The sequence below is a fragment of the Paraglaciecola sp. genome, from assembly GCF_039942875.1.
GTDB lineage: Bacteria > Pseudomonadota > Gammaproteobacteria > Enterobacterales > Alteromonadaceae > Paraglaciecola.
Genome location: NZ_JBDVBQ010000044.1, coordinates 186859 through 205769, shown reverse-complemented (window position 1 = coordinate 205769; position 18911 = coordinate 186859). Strand labels below are relative to the sequence as shown.

Sequence of the window (18911 nt, the reverse complement as noted above, 5' to 3'; positions counted from 1 at the left end):
TTAACATTAGATATACGACTATTTTTATTTGTTAGCGAACCAACGGGCGATAACTTGCCTTTCTTCTTCTGTCATTCCTGTGCGGTTCATCAATGGCATGTCTTTAGTGATAACGGCTCGTTGATGAACAAGCGCTGCTTTAGATTCAATTTCCTGCCATGAGTCATATTTCACTCCCAGTGGTGCCACAACAAAAATATTATCAGTAGGATTTGCCGAATGGCAATTCGCACAATGAACCTGCATAACATCAAATACCGCTTGTTGGTCTGGATTAAGTGCAACAGGTTCAGCAAGGGTAGTTGTCTGTGCATCTATTAATTCGGCAGGCATAGGCGCTGGCATTGACACCCAGTAGGCGATGGCAAACATGCCTATTGCACCTGTAATTAAAATAGAAGGGCGGGAAATACCAATATGCTTCAAGTTAAAATAATGGCGTATCCAAGCTGACACAATACCTATAGCCATTAACACTAACCATGCTTGTTCGTGCTGGTAAGTCATAGCATAGTGATTGCTTATCATAATAAATAGCAGGGGCAGGGTAAGGTAGTTATTATGAACTGAGCGTAGTTTAGCTCCTAACCCCCAACTTGGGTCAATCTCTGTTTTATTGGTTACCGCATCTACCATTAGGCGCTGTGCTGGCATTATTTTAAAAAATACATTTCCGGCCATAATCGTACCGATTAACGCCCCAACATGGATAAACGCACCGCGGCCACTAAACCAATGTGTAGCAAGAAAACTGGCTGCAGCCAACAGAATTAAAAACATAATCCCGAATGCTTTGGGGTAACGGCCTAATGGGCTACGACATGCTGCTTCATAAATGAATAAGCCACCAAAAATAATGCCTAGACCACGGGCAATTGCTTCGCCAGGCGTTAAGTCCATCACAGAGGTATCAATCAGATAAATAGCTGCACCGTGATAGTAAATTAAACTTAAAAGTAAAAAGCCACTTATCCAAGTCGTGTAGGCCTCCCATTTAAACCAATGTAGCTTTTGTGGAATAACCTCTGGCCCATACTCATATTTAGCAACTTCATAAAAGCCACCGCCATGAACGGCCCATAAATCGCCTTTAATGCCTTTTTTCTTTTTCCAATCAGGAGGCGTGTCTAAGTTATTGTCGAGCCACACAAAATAAAACGAAGCACCTATCCATGCAACGCCAGCGATGACGTGAAACCAGCGAATAAATAGTGAAATCCAATCAAGCAACATTGTGTACTTCCTCTTGTGTTTGTTTTTTGGCTTGGTAAACCGGCTTACCGGCTACATAGGTTGCAGATATTGCCCTGTCATCAGCTAACATACTTAAAGCAAAAATTAAGTCTTGAGGTGTTCTGTGATTTTCAAAGCGAAGCGCGGTTAACTCATCAAACTCTGGGTCAAGTACAACGAAATCCGCATCTGAGCCTTGATTGAGGTTACCAATTTTATCATCTAGCCCAAGGGTTAGAGCGGCACCTTGAGTCATTAAATACAAACCCTGCATTGGGTCCATTTGATTACCTTTAAGCTGGCATATTTTGTATGCTTCGCTTAAGGTTTTAAGCATACTGAAGCTAGTGCCACCACCAACATCTGTGGCTAACATTACTGGTACATTTTCCTGTTGCGCCTTGGCAAGATCAAATAGCCCACTTCCTAAAAATAAATTTGAGGTGGGGCAAAATGCAATACTTGCCTGAGTTTCTCTTAGCCTTTGCCATTCGGATTGTTCTAAATGAATACCGTGTCCAAATACCGCACCTTTGCGAAGTAGATTGTAATGGTCGTATACGTCTAGATAATTCTTTCGCTCGGGAAACAACTCTTTAACCCAAGCTATCTCATTGTGATTTTCAGAAAGGTGAGTTTGAATATAAACATCGGGGAATTGCTGGGCAAGTTCCCCTAAAGCATGGAGTTGCTCTGGGGTACTAGTCGGTGCAAACCTTGGGGTAATGGCATATTTTAAACGGCCATTATTGTGCCATGTGTCTATTAAGTCAGCCGTGTCACGCTGCGCACTGGCAGCTGTATCTTGGAGCCATTCTGGACAATGCCTATCCATGCAAACTTTACCTGCAATTAGTAACATGTCGTTTTGTTGGGCTTCTTCAAATAAAGCGTCTGTGGCTTGTTTATGTACCGACGAATACACCATACCTGTAGTGGTACCATGGCGGTAAAGTTGTTTCAAAAAGACTTTAGCAATACGACTCGCGTACTCTTTATTTTCAAACTTACGTTCAACGGGAAATGTGTAGTCAGTTAACCAATCTAATAATTGCTCACCAAAGCTGGCAAGCAGTTCTGTTTGTGGAAAATGTAAATGACTATCTATAAAACCCGGTAATATCAGTTTTCCTGATAAGTCATGATGAGTTCCGTCAACATATTGATTTATATTGCTTTTATAGTCACCTATAAACTCAATTTTATCGTTACGCGTAACCAGCAATCCGTCCGCAATATAGATATAATCATCTTTTGGTGAATCTGAGCGCGCCGCAAAATGCAGTAAAGAAGCGCGATATGTGTTCATGCTCATATGTTTAAAGCCTCACTAGCTGCCACGATAACTACTAAAACCAAACGGCGAAATTAACAAGGGAACATGATAATGTCCGCCATTTTTTGTCAGTTCAAAATGGACATCTACAAAAGGATAAAATGCGTCTTTATGATGGGCTAAAAGATAGTCTTTTGTATAAAAGCGCAAGCAATACTCGCCTGCTTCAAACTCGAAACCCTGCCATTGATTACATCTACCATCGGCGTCTGTGATACCGGTAATAGTGGTGCCATCAAAAGTGGTTAATTCAAGCTGCATGTTAGCGGCGGGTTTTCCTAATGTGGTGTCTAATACATGGCTAGATAAACTAATGCTCATTATTTGGATATTCCTTGTTCTAAGCCTTTCGATATTCTTAAAAGGGTAATTTTAATTTGCTCTGCAGCGGCGAGGTTTACCTCTGTTGCTGTGTCATTTTGTAATCTAATTGTTAATGCATCGAGCATGGTTTGAGCGCTTAAACCACTTGCACAGATAATGAAAATAAACCCATTTTTTTCTAAATATGTTTTATTAGCACCAGCTAGTGACTCCAAAACCCGTTCGTCTGCTTCAGACGCACCTTGTTGTTCGTTACTGGCCATGGATTTTGTTGAGGCGTATTTAGCTCTAAGACTATTTACGTCACCAATCATAGGGTGTGCTTCAAAAGCTTGTAAAAAATCTGCGGTGTTACAATCTTGCCAGACTTTCTCCGAATAGCGTTTCACTGCATCAATGGAGCTAAAAGGACGGCCAGCGGCCATGGCTTTAAACCAAGATTCAGATGCACAACACTGGCTAAACCAATTTTCTGCTTCGGGCGTTGATAGGTTGTTTAATGCTGATAAAGATAAGGTCATTTAGGCACTCATTTTAGTGGTTCAGCTACTAAAGATTTAAATAGTAGTTTGTTGTCACGCCACGCTTGCTTATCGGCATCTACGCTCGGTGACTTTGTGTTTAATTTTTGGATGATTTGGGCTGCCATGGATACCGCTACCTCAATAGGTTGTTTACCTGGAATATCAAGTAATCCTACTGGGCTTATGAGCCGCTTAATATCTGCTGATGGCCAGTCTCTGTGAGTCAACCGGGTAACGAACCTTCGGGCTTTGGTTTCTGAGCCTATCATGCCCACAAATGAAATGCCTTGATTGCCAAGGGCGGCTTCAACTATGTCAAAATCTAATTGATGATTGTGAGTCATAATCATTACCCATGATGAGGCTGGCAAGGTGTTTAAGGTATCTTCTGGGTGTTCTGCATACTGCAATTTCACGTTTGAACTAAGGGCTTGATGATCAATCTCATCAAGCAATGTTTGGCGATTATCAATCCAGCGTATTTGCAATGGAAGCTGTGACAAAATCGGGACTAATGCTCTAGAAACGTGACCTGCACCATAAATTGCAATATGTTGGGTATGTTGCGTAAATACTTCAAACAAAACATTAGTGGCGCCACCACAACACTGCCCCAACTTGCTTGATAAAGGATAATGCTCAACTTTTTGTTTAGTTTGATCCTCTAGTAGCAATTGTCTTGCTTGCTTGGTTATCTCAAACTCTAAGTGTCCGCCGCCTATAGTGTCATAGGTGCAATCATCACATACCAGCATTTTAGTGCCACCATCTCTTGGAGTAGAGCCAGCTGTCGCTAATAACGTGACTAAGACATAGCTCTTGCCTTGTTGTTGACACTGATAAACAGCATCAAACCAGCTATTAGCTTTCATAGCTATTATCCTTCCAAGCTTGAGCTTGTTCTATGGCTTTATAGACTTTTTCTGGTGTGGCTGGCGTATCTAGTATTGGGTCAGTTCTGTAGTCAGTTATACTCGAAATGGCATCTTTTAATGCACACCATACCGAGTTTGCCAACATAAAAGGAGGCTCACCCACGGCTTTAGAGTGATAGATACTATCTTCATCATTTGCTCTAGGGTAGAGGTCTACGTTGAATATTTCGGGGGTGTCACCAATAGCGGGTATTTTATAGGTTGCCGGGTTATTACTAATTAATTTACCTGAGTCATCCCACAACAACTCTTCGCTGGTTAACCAGCCCATACCCTGAATAAAACCACCTTCAATTTGGCCAATGTCGATAGCAGGGTTAATACTTTTGCCTACATCGTGCAATATATCAACCCGATTTACCTTGTACTCACCAGTCAGTGTATCAATAGATACCTCTGAACAACTTGCGCCATAAGCAAAGTAGAAAAATGGACGACCTTTACCTGTTTCTCTATCGTAATGAATTTTTGGGGTTTTATAGAATCCAGATGCAGACAAAGAAATACGGTTCATATAAGCCTGTTGAACGAGTTCCACAAAGGTCATTTTATGTTCGTTTAGGGTAACGGCTTGCTCAGTAAATTCAACACGTTGCGGATCACCATCGACCTGCTCAGCAAAGAAGTCTGCCAACCTTTCTTTTATCGTGATACAAGCGTTCTGCGCCGCTTTACCATTTAAATCGGTGCCGCTTGATGCCGCTGTAGGCGAGGTGTTGGGCACTTTATCGGTACGGGTTGAAGTGACTTCAATATGAGATAAGGGTAACCCAAACTCATTTGCAACAATCTGCCCAATTTTAGTGTGTAAGCCTTGACCCATTTCGGTGCCACCATGACTTATTTGTATACTGCCATCAGTGTATATGTGTAATAGCGCGCCTGCTTGATTTAAGTGTTTTGCCGTAAAAGAGATACCAAATTTTATCGGCGTTAACGCTAAGCCCTTTTTAATGATTGGACTGGTGTCATTAAACTGCCTAATTTGGTCTCTTCTGGCCCAATAATCGCTAGATTTTTCTAAGCGTTGAATGAGATCTTCAAGTAGGTTGTGCTCAACCGGCATACCATATTGGGTAGTATTGCGGCTGTCTTTTTGATAAAGATTGAGTTTACGTACGGTTAACGGATCTTTACCCACCTTACGGGCAATTGCATCCATGATGGCTTCAGCCATAATCATACCCTGTGGACCGCCAAAGCCTCGGTAAGCAGTATGTGAGACCTGATTAGTACGACACCTATGACCTTCAATGTAACAATCTGCTAAATAATATCCGTTATCAGCATGGAACATAGCGCGGTCAACAATGGCGTCTGATAGATCAGGAGAGTGGCCACAGTTACCATTAATTTCTACATGGGTTGCTTGCAATAAACCTTGCTCATCCGCTCCAATACTAAAGCGGTTCTCAAATGGATGCCTTTTGCCTGTTGCAGCCATGTCTAGCATTCTTGGAAGGCGTATTTTTACTGCTACATTATTTCGCGTAGCAAGTAATGACGTCAAACACGCCCACTGTGCGGCTTGGGTTTCTTTTCCACCAAAGCCACCGCCCATGCGGCGCATATCCACTACGACTTTATGTAACTTAATATCTAACACTTCTGCGATAAGCTTTTGGACTTCGCTTGGATGTTGGCTAGAGGTATACACAGTCACTCTGTCTTCTTCTTCGGGGATAGCCATAGATATTTGGCCTTCAAGATACATATGTTCTTGGCCGCCTATAAATAATTCACCACTTATTTTTACAGGGCTGTTGTCATAGCTTTGTTGAAAGTCTCCATGACGCATAAAATGAGGCGGGCGAACATAATTACTTGCTTCTTTGGCTTGGGCTATTGATAAACATGCTTCGTCAGCAGTAATCTCTATTTTGGCTTTTAGTGCCGCTTTTCTAGCCAAAGTTGTGGATGTCGCAAGCACAGCAAAAATAGGTTGGCTGTGATAAAGAATTTTTGAATCAGCAAGTAGCGGATCACCAGAAAAAACCGGGCCTATATCTTTATGCCCAGGGATATCGTCAACGGTAATAACGTCAATCACTCCTTCACTGGCTTTAACCGCTTCTAAATCCATAGAGGTGATGACACCAGACGCTACTGGGCTAACCCCAACCGCTCCGTGATGAATGTTGGCTGCCTCAGGTATATCGTCAACATAGCGAGCTAGACCGCCCACTTGGCGCTGTGCACTTTCATGTTTATGTGATTTGCCTGCTACGCCTTGGGTTTGATTGTCGAAACCAGGCTGTGTAATGAGTTTACGCATGGCTAGTGACTCCCGTGCTATGGGGGACATGAACAACACGAGTTGCTATTGTGTTGGCTTGATGATTACTCTCAAGCCAAAAGCGTTTCCATAAATTTGCCAACATAGTCACTCTGTATTCTTTTGTTGCTCTAACATCATCCAAAGGAGTAAATGCTTTAGATAAAATATCTTTGCCGAGTTCGAAGGTGAGCGAACTTGACCAATCTTTACCTAAAAGGCTGGTGTTGAGTTCTTCTACTATTGCTGGAATAGCTGCAACGCCACCAAACCCAGCGCTTAGGCTAACTATTTGTTTGTCTTCGAGGGCAATATTAAATACTGCACATACCGCAGATATATCATCTTCGTAACGCTTTGATATTTTATACGCTCTAATGCTTTGATTGGATTCTAAATAAGGGATGAAAATAGCACTAACCCATTCCCCGGGTTGTAGTACTGTTTGTCGATACCCTAAAAAAAACTCATTTGCCGCAACTGTGCGTTGAACATGGCCATTATCAATATGTATCACTGCGTTCAGAGCTAATAAAACGGGTGGCATATCACCTATAGGAGACGCATTTGCTACATTGCCACCTAGTGTGGCTTGGTTACGGATTGGCGTCGCTGCAAAGCGCCAAAGTAACTCTGATAAATCAGGGAAATGCTTCAATAACTCAGGTTCAATTTCATTAAAGGGCAGGGCTGCTCCTATTAATAAACCTTGCTCTTGGGTATCAATAGTGGTTAATTCAGGTACTAAACTCAGTGATATTAATTTGTCAAAGGTGTGCAGTTGCTGGGTAACTTGCAAGGCTAAATCTGTACTGCCAGCAAACATCTTTGCTGTTGGGTAGCTTTGTATAGCTTGGCTCAGTGCTTCTCTCGACGTTGGGATAAGCAGGTTGTCTGTATCTACCGAAGTTTTGTCGATAGATTTTAGTGTTCTAATCGTTTGTGCTTCAGCTTGGCTAAATTTATCTTCAATTTTGTTGCCACATACATTGAGAGCAGCATCAATAATGGGACGATATCCAGTGCAACGACATAAATTACCTGATAAACCATTAATAACGGCTTCTCTGTCTATTTCTGAGGGTTGATGATAAAGCGCAAACATAGACATAATAAACCCAGGTGTACAAAAACCACACTGGGAGCCATGTTCTTCAACCATGCTTTGTTGTACAGGGTGTAAGGTGTCGCCGTCACTTAAATGCTCAACGGTGATTAATTGCTTGCCATGCAGCGCAGATAAAAACGTCACACAGCTATTGATAGCTTTGTATTGAAGTGAGTGATCTGTTGCCTTTGATATCTCAGCCACAACCACAGTGCACGCTCCGCAGTCACCCGATGCGCAGCCTTCTTTTGTGCCTGTTAACTTTTTATTTTCACGAAGATATTCTAGTAAGGTTAGGTCCGCCTTCTCTTCCTGAATATGGTTCATCTGACTATTTAACAAAAAGCTGACCATTTTTTTAGCTCCAGCGAATAATTTAATAAATGGGACATTATCCTTAAAGACTGGCGAATTACAATAAAAACCTGACTAGTTGGTCAGGTTTGATTCGCAAGGATACAACAGATAGTAAAACAATCTACAACTAGCAAATTGAAAAGCAATTTAAATGCCGTTTACTGGGTCATTAGTACGTTAGCTATAGTTTGCTAAAGATTATTCCCAAAAAAGTGTTAAAGTATTAACTTATAAGAACAAAAGTACTTTGGTTAATTAGATGATTATAGGAAATAAAAGCCGTTAATGACTACAAGTAGAAACGAAAAAGACGTCACTATTGGTGAATTGAATAGAAGCAAAATACTTCGGGCTGCCGAAGAAGAGTTTGCATCCCACGGATACAAAGGGGCAAGGGTACAGCAAATTGCTGATAGGGCAGGCTTACCTAAAACTAATGTTTTATATTACTTTAAAAGCAAAGAGAGTTTATATCTCGCTATTTTAGAAAATATAATGCGCTTATGGAACAGTCGGTTTGATGAAGCAACGGTTCATGATGATCCTGCCAGAGTATTAGCCCAATATATTACTGATAAAATGGAAATATCTCGGTCTCATGGCAATTCTTCAAAAATATTCGCACTGGAAATTATCAATGGTGCACCAAACTTGAACGACTTTTTTAAAGATCAGCACTCAAAATGGATGGCAGGTAGAGTAGCGGTAATTAATGAGTGGATAAAAGCAGGAAAATTAAAACAAACGAACCCCTATTATTTACTATACAACATTTGGGGGACGTCTCAGCATTACGCAGATTTTTCTACGCAAATTACGGAACTTCAAGGTAGCTCAATGGGTCAACAAGATTTTGAAAACGCGACGAAAAATCTTATACATTTGATTTTAACGGGCTGCGATTTAACTGTCCCAGCTGAATTTAGGTAATTTATGAAACACGCATACCCAAGGGATTTAATAGGGTACGGTCAAAATCCCCCCAATCCACATTGGCCAAATAATGCCAAGATAGCCGTACAATTTGTGCTGAATTATGAAGAAGGTGGAGAAAACAATATTCTTCATGGTGATGATCATTCTGAGATATTTTTATCAGAAATTGTCGGAGCTCAAGCATATAAAGATCGCCACTTAAGCATGGAGTCTATGTATGAATACGGCAGTAGAGCGGGATTTTGGCGTTTATATAACTTATTTGTAAAGTATGACCTACCCATTACTGTATTTGGTGTCACTATGGCGTTACAACGCAACCCAGAGGCGGTTGCTGCTATGCAAGATGCTAATTGGGAAATCGCTAGTCATGCCATGCGTTGGGTACATTTTCAGGATATGCCTGAAGAGCAAGAAAAGAAAATGATAGATGCGGCTATACAATTGCATCAGGCTATTACCGGTAGTAAACCCGTGGGGTGGTATACAGGGAGAACTAGTCCTAATACCTTAAAGTTGATTGCCAATAGAAATGATATTCTATATTGCGCTGATTCTTACGCAGATGACTTACCCTATTACGACCAGCAATACGCCAAACCTTTATTGATGGTACCCTATACTCTAGACACCAACGATATGCGATTTGCGACTCCACAAGGGTTCAACAGTGGTGAGCAATTCTATCAATATCTGAAAGATGCCTTTGATGTACTGTACGCTGAAGGTGAAACCGCCCCCAAAATGTTATCTATTGGTTTGCATTGCAGAATAATAGGGCGCCCAGCCAGAATGGCTGCTTTACAAAGATTTATAGAGTACGTTCAGAGCCATGATAGCGTTTGGTGCTGTACTCGTGAGCAAATCGCGAATCACTGGAAACAGAATTTCCCAGCTTAAGTTAAAACACAAAAGTACCCCATAAAAAAACCGACTAAATTGTGATTGAATGAGTCGGTTTTTGTTTATCTAATATGGATATTTTTTGTAATGACAGCGGTTATTCCATAACCCTACTTTAAGTCTAAAACATACCTTAATACAAAGACTGCCGCCATGGCGTATGTAATCAGGGTTACTTGTTTGTAACGCCCTGTACCCATCATGATCCCCACATAAGTGATAAAACCTAATGCTATACCTTCACTAATGCTAAACGTTAATGGCATGGCAAGTAATGCCACTGTTGCAGTGGCTAAGGCTGTTAAATCATCGAAATCAAGTTGTCTGAATGAATCCATCATTAAAATGCCCACCATTATCAAAGCGGGGGTAGTAGCCATCAAAGGAATGACTTTCATGACGGGTGTTAGAAATAAAGCTAATAAAAAACATAAGGCGACAAATATAGTGGTTAAGCCGGTTCTACCACCTGAAGAGACCCCAGCGGCCGATTCTACATAAGAGGTAACAGGAGAGGTACCCACGGCAGCCCCCATAACACTAGCAACAGCGTCAGCTGTCATGGCTTTACCTAGTTTCGGTAACTCACCTTGTTTATTGAGTAAGTTAGCGCGACGAGACACACCAATAAGCGTGCCGATAGTGTCGAACATGTTGACGAATAATAGTGCAAATATCAGATCCCATGTTTCAGCAAGATGCTCGATAGGGTACATGATATCCATTGCAAAAAATGTGTTAGAAATGTCATCAGGAAGGCCAATAAATTGATCGGTATGTTGAGTTAAGTAGCCATCACCAACAGGTATAAATGCGCCGATGATACTTAAGGTAATAACGGATATTAAAATCGCCCCCGTCACTTTTCTAATAACGAGTACTATTGTTAATATAATGCCGGCTAAGGCTAATAAAGTAGCTGGTTCAGATAGATCACCTATGGATACAAAGGTAGCAGGGTTATCAACAACAAGGCCTGCATTTTTTAATCCAATAAAGGCGATAAACATACCAATACCACATTGCACACCAATTTTTAGTGCTGCGGGTATCGCCTCTGCTATCTTGGTTCTTACCCCTGTAACAGATAACAGTAAAAACAATATGCCATTCCAAAAAACAATCCCTAAAGCGGCATCCCAAGGCACTTCTCTTGTTAAACAAATAGTAAATGCAAAGAATGCGTTTAACCCCATACCAGGTGCCATAGCGATAGGGTAATTGGTCATAAACGCCATAAGTAAACAACCTATACATGCAGCTAATGCCGTAACGGTTATTAAGCCTTCAATGGGCATTCCACTGGCCCCTAATATGCTAGGGTTGACAACTAAAACGTAAGACATCGCAGCAAAGGTTGTCAGGCCCGCAATAAACTCAGTTTTTAGATTGGTGCCTTTTTGTTTTAATTGGAAATAATGCTCGAGTAGTTTAGACATCTGATTTCACTCTTGTTATGGCTGATTTAATCATCATTTATTGAAAGCTAACGGAACACCCTGCAAAAAGCTGACCAATTAGTCTGGTAATGCTGGGCTTTATGCTGTAAATAATATCAAGGACTTACGACTAGGTCTGTAAACTTTTCAGAAATTAAAAACTCCTAAAGAGTTAGTAGTAGAAATATTGCGTTGTAAAAGAAAACTGTGCACCATTAATTAACGAAAAGAAATAATATGGTGCAAATTATCAAGTACAGCGTTAAACATATGCTGAGTGACTAGGTGAGTGATGAATAAAGAAGAATTAAAACAATGGGTGTCAACCCAGCCCAAAGTAGAATTACATTTGCATATAGAAGGCAGTCTTGAGCCAGAGTTGATGATGGAGTTAGCTGTGAAGCACGGTGTCAAACTACCATATCAATCTATCAATGAAGTAAAAGAAGCTTACAATTTTCAAGATTTACAAAGTTTCTTGGATTTATATTATCTTGGGGCGTCTGTATTGATTGATGAAGATGATTTTTATCAACTAATGTGGCGATATTTATGTCAATGCAAAGCAGACAATGTTGTTCATGCGGAAATTATGTTTGACCCTCAAACTCATACTGAAAGAGGAATAGATTTTTCTGTTTTCATGGCTGGTTTTAAACGAGCTATCAATCAAGCAAAACAAGAGTGGGGGCAATCTTGTTTGTTGATCATGTCTTTTCTACGGCATTTAAGCGAAGAAAGTGCTATTGAAACCCTAAATGCTGCCACACCTTACCTAAGTGATATTACAGCTGTAGGTTTAGATAGTGCGGAAATGGGCAATCCTCCTGAAAAGTTTTCGACAGTATTCGAGATGGCAAAAAAATTAGGATTAAAGCGTGTTGCACATGCCGGTGAAGAAGGACCTCCGGCGTATATTTGGGGAGCGCTTAAAACACTAGATGTTCATCGAATAGATCACGGTGTGCGTAGTATTGAAGATCCTGACTTAATCACGTTTTTAGTTAATTCGCAACACCCACTCACCGTTTGTCCATTGTCTAATACTAAGTTAAAAGTATTTGAACATATGCATCAACATAATATTTTAACGCTCTTAGATTTAGGCTTGTTGGTCACGGTTAACGCCGACGATCCTAGTTATTTTGGTGGCTATTTAAATGACAACTACCATGCGCTAATTGATCATTTACCTATAAACAAAGAACAGTTATTGGCATTACTTAAAAATGGTTTTAAAGCAAGCTTTCTACCTGAAGAAGATATCAAGAGTTGGATGCTTAAGTTAGATATAACCGAATAAGATTTTCTATGAGCTTAGAAAAACGGCTCTTAATGAGCCGTTTTTAGGTTGAGATTTTAGGAGTTGTAACTATCTTTCTTTGCCCGCCTTAGCGACAACTATTTGCAAAGCTTCTGATTTGCTGAAGCCAGCTTCAATTAGTGCTAAATAGTGTTTCCTTAATAACGTAGCTTGAGCATTAACCAATCGATCACTACTAAAAGCTTGAGTTTCATTTAGTAATTGTTCAGATAGCTGAGCAGTCATAAAGTTATCAGGACGTTTATGTTCTTGGGCCTCTGTAGCGCCAATATATAGTGTTATTAGTGCTGGTATAACAAGGGTTTTCTTAAACATGTTATTGGAACCTTATTTTGTATCAGTTAATAATTGATTCTAAAAACATACGTTAGTTCATCTTATCATCGGCTTAACATTTTTATTAGCTCTGCATGCTTTGGAAATTCGGCCAATAGCTTTTGTGTTTCTCCTAATTGCATATCTTCATATTCAAACCCAGGTGCAACCGCTTCACCAATTAGCCCATAGCCGTATTCTTCATCGGTAGGTATTTTAGACGCCTTCCATATACCGCCTTTCACCATCATTTGCATTTTATGACCTTTAGTTGGATCAGGTCCCATTATGACGGTTTCTAGAGTGCCATCGGGATGTAACAAATAATAGGTTATGGGATCACCTGCATGGAAGTAATGCATAATATCTGATTGATTCATATGAAAATGGCCGATAGGGGACTCTGCACTCAATAAATAAAAAATGCTGGTCATTAGAGTTCGTAACCCACTGTCAGTAGAAATCTTAGGCCTGTGGGAAGCCTTAAAGGTTTGCTTAAAATACCCGCCTTCAACATGTCCCTCTAATCCTAGGGCTTTTACTAATTGCTCAGTTGTTAGATGTGTAGACTCCAAAGTTATCGTCTCAGGCTGTGGCGGTAGATTTCTGGTTTCTACCTTTTGAGTAGGGACAGAGCCAGTATAGGGTAACGCAGACTTATATTGGTCCCAGTTGGCAACTATGGTATCGACGACTTTACTCCCTACTAGATAAGCTGACTCTAATGATGAACGCATGCCCGCAAAACCCGCTTCACCACTTTCATTTGTTAAGTTTTGTGAAGCACTAATTCCAGTGGGCGGCGTAGCGTAATTACTCGCGGTTCTTAGCACCAAAAAGCGTTGCTTATCAGCCTTGTTGGCCTTGTCTAGGTAAGTTATGGCTTGGTAACTTCCGGTGTCTTCCATCCCTGACGTAACAAAATTACCTTTACCTTGAGTCCAATAGTGAGTCCAATCGTTAGCCCACTGGTTAAGTTTGTCACCATGCCAAAAGGTGGACGCTGCCATTTGGTCACCCTTTAATACGAAAGGGGGCTTTTGGGCATTAGGATATTGGGTATATTGGCTTCTAAGCTCATGCATAGATGCATAATCGTTTAACGGTATATCCTTTGTTAATTCGTAGGCCCAATCAACAAGAAGCTCATCTAACTTATATACTTCGCCATTTTGAGATAGTGAGCCTTCTGGCGCCGTTGTTCCATTTGAGACAGGCTCGTTAGCAAACAAAGGAAAATAGCCACTGGCCCAGTTTTTTGGGATTTCTCTAGCGTCTATTTCATGGGCTAAGTCTCCATCTACAAGGTAGGTAGCCCAAACAGCTGAGCCTATTGAAGCGTCAGCTGGATCAACCCCAGCAATGCCCGCAACCAACCAATAGGCATGGGTAAGGTCAAATCTTGGATCTAAGCCCAATGCCATGATAGCTGCGGTGGCCCTAGCGGTCCCCATTCCCGTTACTATCCCCATCACCCCAGTTTTAGGATTGATACAAATCTCATGAAATGACGTGTCAAAGGGTAGGCAGGTGTTGAGTTCTTGTCCGGTTTTCCAAAGTTGAAACTCTCCTGGTTTATCACCCTGGTCTTCACCAATTTCAAACATATTTACGACAACGACTTTTATTTCTATCTTTGTGTTTATCTGTTCTGGTTTTTTACTACACCCCCAAAAAAATAGTAAGCAAAGGGGTATCAATAGTTTAGCGTTCATGACGCATCCTCAATGTAATGTTGTTTTATTAGAAGATATAAAAAAGGGTAAATATGCAGAACATATTTACCCTTAATACTAATGTAAAGCTAGGACTTAGAACTTATAAGTAAATTTCGCTTGATAGTGGCGAGGCAACTCAGGTAACACGATTTGCGCGCCGAATAAATCAGGGAAGTTTGCTCTGAAGTATCTTTCGTCTGTTAAGTTTTTAATGTTCAAACTAGCAGTCCAGTCATCGCCTTCATAGAACACGCCAGCATTAATTAGCGTGTATGAAGGAAGTGTCACGACTTGTGAGAAACTTGAGAAGGTCTCATCAGCTTTAACTACACTAGCGTTAGCAGCAAAACCGTTTTGGAAGTCATAGGTTGCGTTTAACGTGTAGATGTTTTCAGGAATTCCCGCTTTACGAGAAGCCTCTTTATCACCAACGAAACTAACACCAATAACGTTACCACCATAAACTAAAGATGGGTCTGTTAAAGATGTTAAATCTTCAGCACCGAAGAAACCAAACTGACTACCTTCTTCAAGTGCTGTAAGGTTATACACTTTAATATTGGTATAGCCTGCACCGATTACTAAGTTATCGTTGACAACCCAGCGTAATTCAAATTCTGTACCCTTGTTTTCTGTGGTAGAGTTGGTAACAATCGCCTGAGCACTAAAGTCAGAGCGCTCTTGCTCATAAACTGATAAAGCAAAGTAAAGACTGTCGTCTAAAAATGAACCTTTAATACCATATTCAATTAGTTCTGAGGTATCAAATGCGCCGTCTTCTAATTGACCTACACCAATTTCTGCACCTTGACCTGCAACCAAGGTTGCTTGTTCGGCTGCTGTAATATAAGGGATAAGACCAATTGGCGTTTTGTATGAAATACTAGTATTCCAAGATACTCCACTTTCAGTGCCGCTTGCTGATACAACTTCACCACCACCTAATAACAAATCACCACGGCTAGTAGTTTCAATATCGATTGTGTCATATCTAAGACCTAATACGATATTTAGACCGAAATCCCACGTAAGGTCTGTCATTGCTGCTATACCTAAATCAGTATAATTACCTTTGTCGTAGTTATCGTAGTTAGCGTTGATAGCAGTAGACAATTGTCTTTTATCAAGAGCTGTTGAAGGACCTGTTAAATCACGACGGTTGAAATATTCGTAAGTGAAATCATCACCGTGTAAAAATTGTGTATGACGTACTGAAGGTGAAACTTGAAGTTGAGCTAAAAATGAATCTGTTTCCCATTCGTTAGAAAATATAAGTTTATTTTCAATAACAGAACTATCATGGAACTGAGAGAAGCCATAGGCGTTTTCATTTAGGTTGTCATATGCTTCATAAAACAACTGGTTTTTAATTTCCCAGCCGTTTTCTGAGAAATAAGTGATGTCAAAGTACAGGGTTTCAACTTCATTTTGTAAAACGTCTTCAGGGGCAACCAATACTTGGTTTCCTTTCAATGTTGCTGTGCCAACATTTTCTAGTTGCATTAAGTCAGTTGCGTCACTATCAATAAAGTCAGAACCTGGAGCGTAAAAACCACCACGCAAGTATTCGCCATTATCATTAAATATGATTTCACCGCCTATATTTACTGCACCATACTCGTCATGTGAAATTAAGCCGTCACCGCTTGTATCAAGTGGTTTTGCAGTGCCAGTCACATAGGTGCCGTTATCAACTAAATCTTGAGTTAGACGGTTCCAACCCGCTACTTGGTTACCATCATAGTCGTGGTACATAGCACCGAATTCGACTAAAACGTTATCGGTGACATCAATATTAAAAGAGGCCTGTAAAACAGTTTGATCTGTATCTGTATTGTCGTAATAGCTTCCTGAGTTTTCTACTTCACCATAAAGATAAAAACCCATTTCCTTATCGCCAATCTTGCCAGGACCACCCACTTCAGCAGTCATAATACTCTTGTCCCAAGAGCCTAATGTGTAAGAAAACGCACCTTCATTTTTATCTAAATATTGACCGCCACTTGCACGGGCTGACTTAGGGTTAAAGTTAAGGTATCCCCCAATTTTAGCTGGGCCATAAATAGGAGATGCGGGACCACGCACAATATCGATACGGCTAGATGCGCCGATTGGAGTAGGGTAGTTACCTGGATTATCTAGGCGCTTTACCCCTCGGAAATAGGTTTCACCTGGAGTTCCACGTACGTCTAATGAGCCGGCAACACCGAAGAAAGATTGGGTAAAAGTACCCGGTGCAAAGGCAACTAATTCATCTATGTCACTTACACTAAAACGTTCCAATTGTTCTTGACTGATTGTAGAGGCAGAACGAGGCGTTTCAAGGATTGATTTACCAAAGCCAAATACGGCTTCTACATCTTGACCGGGAAGACTTCCCAACGACCCAGTTACCTGTATACGCTCTACTGATTCTTCTTCACTTTCTTGAGCTAACACTTGGCTAGGCAAAAATACTGCTAACCCAATTGCTACAGCAGTAGCAACAGAGCTTGATTTGAACGTTTTATTTTTCATTGTGGTTTTCCCAATTTTTATAATTTACTTCTGCGCACTAGATGTGACCAATCAAATGCTTTTTTATGTGTCTTTGATTGGATTGCACAATTAATGCCAACAACCTGTCCAGCTGGTCAGGTTGTAAAGGTTGATTGTAATTATATGATTTCAATTAATATTTTAAAACTTAAGTGTGATTTAAATGTCTAGCCATTGAATCATAACCTAAATTTAATGGAAATCCGCCCCTTATTGGGGCGCATTATATGAGCAGTGCACTTATATGGTAGGGTATGACATCTCGTGGTGCCTTAATTGATTGCACTATTTTGTAGTTTTCGGGCTAAATCTTGATGTTGAGACATTAATTTAGCGACTTCAATTGTGCGATGTTGTTCATCTTCAACAACCCACTTGCCGGCAATCATCAGTTTTTCGACTTTATAAGCCCCACAGGTCACAAGTGCGTCTAATGGGCTACCTACACCTGAAAACCGTAATTCATTTAGTGAAAACATAGCAATATCGGCTTGTTGACCCGGTTTAAATTCGCCTAAACTAGGACGTTGCAATACTGCAGCTGAGCCTTTAGTCGCAAAACTTAATACTTTTTCTGCAGTTATCACCTCAGCGCCATAGCGCAATCTTTGCTGCAATAATGATTGTCTAGCTTCTTGGATCATATTCGAGCAATCGTTTGAAGCAGAGCCATCCACTGCTAAGCCAATATTGCAACCTGCATTTTCAAGTTCAATGGTGGGGCAAATTCCAGAAGCGAGTAACATATTTGAGCTTGGGCAGTGAGCGATACCGACGTTTGCTTTACCTAATCGTTGTATTTCTTCGTTGGTAAAGTGTATGCCATGCGCTAACCAAGTGTGGCTATTTAACCAGTTGCATGACTCTAAATAATCTAATGGGCGCATACCATACTCCCTAAGACAAAAACTATTTTCATCTTCGGTTTCCGCTAAATGAGTATGTAATAACACCTTATTTTGACTAGCTAGTGTAGCCGTGTCCTTCATTAATTCAGTTGAAACCGAAAAAGGAGAACAAGGTGCTAATGCTATTTGTATAAAAGCATCATCGTCTCTATCGTGATACTGGTTTATCAACCTTTGGCTATCTTCGAGTATGGTATCTTCATTTTGAATAACGCTGTCTGGAGGGAGACCTCCGGCGCTTTCTCCAAGGCTCATAGAGCCTCGTGTCAATGTAGCCCTGCACCCTAGCGATTTGATAGCTTCTACTTGTATATCTATTGCGTTTTCTAAGCCTCTTGGAAACACATAATGGTGGTCTGCAATACATGTTGCGCCTGACAGCATAAGTTCTAAACCGGCTAGCCTTGTTGCGCTATAAATCATGTCTTCGTCTAAATGTGCCCATACTTTGTAAAGATACTTTAGCCATGGGAATAAAGGTTTATTGATTGCCCCGGGTACGCAACGCGTTAAGGTTTGATAAAAATGATGATGAGTATTTATCAGACCTGGAGTTAGAACTGAATTACTGCAATCAATATAATGATCAATTTTGCTGATTGGTGTATGTCCGCTAGGTACTAATTCTATTATTTTCGTACCTTGGATAACCAAACCGTTACCTGCATTAGACTCGTTGCCCGTGTATATTGCAGCGGGCGACTTTAGCCATAAGGTTTTGTTAGACATTTTTTACTC

The 18911-nt window shown here is 40.7% G+C and carries 15 protein-coding genes; 3 read left to right on the top strand and 12 right to left on the bottom strand.

What is annotated here, in order from left to right:
- Window positions 1–24: 24 nt before the first annotated feature.
- The 7 genes from ABJE44_RS15245 to xdhA are packed head-to-tail and all read right to left on the bottom strand — an operon-like array spanning window position 25 to window position 8089.
- The gene (locus ABJE44_RS15245) at window positions 25–1233 is read right to left on the bottom strand and encodes a urate hydroxylase PuuD (protein ID WP_348111388.1); all 1209 of its coding nucleotides are present in this window, start codon (window positions 1231–1233) and stop codon (window positions 25–27) included.
- A complete protein-coding gene (guaD, locus tag ABJE44_RS15240) occupies window positions 1223–2548 on the bottom strand; it encodes a guanine deaminase (protein WP_348111389.1) in 1326 nt (441 codons plus the stop codon). Before guaD ends, ABJE44_RS15245 begins: the two co-directional genes overlap by 11 nt.
- Before the next feature lie 15 nt (window positions 2549–2563).
- Entirely contained in the window at window positions 2564–2890 is a 327-nt protein-coding gene (uraH, locus tag ABJE44_RS15235) for a hydroxyisourate hydrolase (RefSeq protein WP_348111390.1), read from the bottom strand.
- Complete coding sequence (gene uraD / locus ABJE44_RS15230; RefSeq protein WP_348111391.1) at window positions 2890–3414, bottom strand: 2-oxo-4-hydroxy-4-carboxy-5-ureidoimidazoline decarboxylase; 525 nt, start codon at window positions 3412–3414, stop codon at window positions 2890–2892. The genes uraH and uraD overlap by 1 nt, the downstream gene beginning before the upstream one ends.
- An 8-nt stretch (window positions 3415–3422) precedes the next feature.
- Complete coding sequence (gene xdhC, locus ABJE44_RS15225) at window positions 3423–4289, bottom strand: xanthine dehydrogenase accessory protein XdhC (protein ID WP_348111392.1); 867 nt, start codon at window positions 4287–4289, stop codon at window positions 3423–3425.
- Window positions 4279–6627, bottom strand: a complete 2349-nt coding sequence (gene xdhB / locus ABJE44_RS15220) for a xanthine dehydrogenase molybdopterin binding subunit (RefSeq protein ID WP_348111393.1) — start codon at window positions 6625–6627, stop codon at window positions 4279–4281. The genes xdhC and xdhB overlap by 11 nt, the downstream gene beginning before the upstream one ends.
- Window positions 6620–8089: a xanthine dehydrogenase small subunit gene (gene xdhA, locus ABJE44_RS15215; protein ID WP_348111394.1), complete on the bottom strand. Its 1470-nt coding sequence runs from the start codon at window positions 8087–8089 to the stop codon at window positions 6620–6622. The genes xdhB and xdhA overlap by 8 nt, the downstream gene beginning before the upstream one ends.
- 288 nt (window positions 8090–8377) lie before the next feature.
- On the opposite strand from xdhA, the gene ABJE44_RS15210 reads away from it, so the two are divergent.
- Entirely contained in the window at window positions 8378–9022 is a 645-nt protein-coding gene (locus tag ABJE44_RS15210; RefSeq protein ID WP_348111395.1) for a TetR/AcrR family transcriptional regulator, read from the top strand.
- 3 nt (window positions 9023–9025) lie between these two features.
- Window positions 9026–9928, top strand: a complete 903-nt coding sequence (puuE, locus tag ABJE44_RS15205; protein WP_348111396.1) for an allantoinase PuuE — start codon at window positions 9026–9028, stop codon at window positions 9926–9928.
- 113 nt (window positions 9929–10041) lie between these two features.
- On the opposite strand, the gene ABJE44_RS15200 is transcribed toward puuE, so the two are convergent.
- Entirely contained in the window at window positions 10042–11370 is a 1329-nt protein-coding gene (locus tag ABJE44_RS15200; protein WP_348111397.1) for an NCS2 family permease, read from the bottom strand.
- Window positions 11371–11662: 292 nt separating this feature from the next.
- Between ABJE44_RS15200 and ABJE44_RS15195 the strand changes: the two genes are divergently transcribed.
- On the top strand, window positions 11663–12673 hold the full coding sequence (locus tag ABJE44_RS15195; RefSeq protein ID WP_348111398.1) for an adenosine deaminase: 1011 nt from the start codon (window positions 11663–11665) through the stop codon (window positions 12671–12673).
- A 69-nt stretch (window positions 12674–12742) separates the two neighbouring features.
- Here the strand turns inward: ABJE44_RS15195 and ABJE44_RS15190 are convergent, their stop codons facing one another.
- From ABJE44_RS15190 to ABJE44_RS15175, 4 genes are all read right to left on the bottom strand, one after another.
- Entirely contained in the window at window positions 12743–13009 is a 267-nt protein-coding gene (locus tag ABJE44_RS15190) for a hypothetical protein (protein ID WP_348111399.1), read from the bottom strand.
- Between the two features lie 65 nt (window positions 13010–13074).
- Complete coding sequence (locus ABJE44_RS15185) at window positions 13075–14724, bottom strand: cupin domain-containing protein (protein ID WP_348111400.1); 1650 nt, start codon at window positions 14722–14724, stop codon at window positions 13075–13077.
- Between the two features lie 96 nt (window positions 14725–14820).
- A complete protein-coding gene (locus ABJE44_RS15180) occupies window positions 14821–17244 on the bottom strand; it encodes a TonB-dependent receptor (protein WP_348111401.1) in 2424 nt (807 codons plus the stop codon).
- 293 nt (window positions 17245–17537) lie between these two features.
- Window positions 17538–18902 carry an 8-oxoguanine deaminase gene (locus ABJE44_RS15175; RefSeq protein WP_348111402.1) on the bottom strand — a complete coding sequence of 455 codons (1365 nt, stop codon included), beginning with the start codon at window positions 18900–18902 and terminating at the stop codon, window positions 17538–17540.
- Between the last annotated feature and the right edge of the window lie 9 nt (window positions 18903–18911).